The organism is Amycolatopsis kentuckyensis, assembly GCF_002155975.1.
GTDB classification, from domain to species: Bacteria; Actinomycetota; Actinomycetes; order Mycobacteriales; family Pseudonocardiaceae; genus Amycolatopsis; species Amycolatopsis kentuckyensis.
On the sequence record NZ_MUMI01000782.1, the window covers coordinates 1 to 1653 of the forward strand.

Sequence of the window (1653 nt, forward strand, 5' to 3'; positions counted from 1 at the left end):
AGCCAACACCGAAACCGTGTCCTCGACGCCGACTGGGCGGACGTACCGCACGCTGCCCCAGTCGGTGGCCCGGTGCCAGTCGTGGAACAGGACGCTGCCGGGAGAGGCGCCCTCGTTGCCACCGACTGTCTGCACCATGCCGTCGGCGCGCACGCCGACCACCAGGTTGACGTGCTCGGCCCAGCTGACGCCGTCGTAGTTGTAGACTACGGCGTCCCCGACGTGCGGCTCCCCGGTCGTCGTCCCGCGCTGCTGGCCGTAGGCCGCGACGCTCGCCGCGGCCGGGCCGATGCCCCCGGTGTCGATCCCGGCCGTGTCCCAGACCCACTTGACGAAGTCGGAACACCAGGCGTTCGGGTCGCACCGCCAGCCGCCGGTCGAGCAGCCCTTGCCGAGCTGTCCCTGCGCGATCGCGGTGATGTCCTGGCCGGTGGCCGCGGACGCTTCGGCACCCCCGAACGGCACACTCACCAGCATGGCCAGCGCCGCCCCGGCCAGTGTCGTGGCCACCTGTCTCGGCTTGGTCCTCATCTTCACCCCATCGTTCGGTGGCGGATCCCCTCCGCCGGTCGAACCCAGACTGGTGTCCCGGTCTCCAAAAAACCTGTGAACGTGTCTTGAGATGTCCCGAATGTCCGGGAATGCTGATCACAAGCATGGGGGGTTCGAATGCGGGTGCTGCTGCTCGGTCCTGTCCAGGTCGAGTCGGAGGGGCGCCAGTTGAGCCTGGGCGGCCCCAAGCCGCGCGGACTGCTGGCCGTGCTGGCCGCGAACGCCGGGCAGGTCGTTTCGCTCGACCAGCTGGTGGACGCGCTGTGGGACGACGTCGTGGCGGTGGACGCCCGCGGCGCGGTCTACACCTATGTGTCGACGCTGCGGCGAGAACTCGGCGACGTGCTCGTCCGCTCGGCGGGCGGCTACCTGCTGGACCTGCCGCCGGACGCCATCGACGTCACGTGCTTCGTGCGGCACGCGACTGAAGCGCGCCGCGCCGCCGAGGCCGGTGATCACGCGACCGCCGCGAAAAAGCTTCGAGCCTGTCTCCAGCTGTGGCGCGGCGTGCCGCTCACGGGCGTTCAGGGCAGGTGGGCGGAAGCAGAGCGGGCGCGGCTGACCGAGCAGCGCCTGATGGCGATCGAAGATCGGATCGGCGCCGAGCTCGCGCTCGGCTGGGGCAACCGGCTCGTCGGCGAGATCACTGCTCTGAATACGGAGCACCCGTTCAGAGAGCGGTTGCACGCCCACCGCGTGACTGCGCTGACTCAGTCCGGCCGCCGCGGTGAAGCCCTCGAGCACTTCCGCCGGGTGCGGTGCGAACTGGCCGACGAACTGGGCATCGATCCCGGTCCGGAGCTGACGGACGCCCACGAGAACGCCCTGCACGCGGATGCCCGGCAGAGCGAGCCGTTGCCCGCGCCCGCGCAGCTCCCGGCCGACGTCGCCGACTTCACCGGACGCGCCGACGACGTCCGCGCGCTGATCGCCATGCTGACCGACCGGCCGGGCGCCGCGGTGCGGGTCTGCGCGGTCTCCGGGCAGCCGGGCGCCGGCAAGAGCACCCTGGCCAGTCACGTCGCGCACCGGCTCCGTGGCGATTTCCCGGACGGCCAGCTCTACGCGGTGCTCTCGGGCACTCGGCCGGTGATCGCTGAC

2 protein-coding genes are annotated in these 1653 nt (G+C 71.2%); one reads left to right on the forward strand and one right to left on the reverse strand.

All coding sequences use genetic code 11. The features are described 5' to 3' along the window. On the reverse strand, positions 1-531 hold a 531-nt coding region (locus CCN39_RS47800), incomplete at its 3' end, for a CHAP domain-containing protein (RefSeq protein WP_143264474.1). Between the two features lie 138 nt (positions 532-669). On the opposite strand from CCN39_RS47800, the gene CCN39_RS47805 reads away from it, so the two are divergent. Further along, on the forward strand, positions 670-1653 hold a 984-nt coding region (locus CCN39_RS47805; RefSeq protein WP_208630693.1), incomplete at its 3' end, for an AfsR/SARP family transcriptional regulator.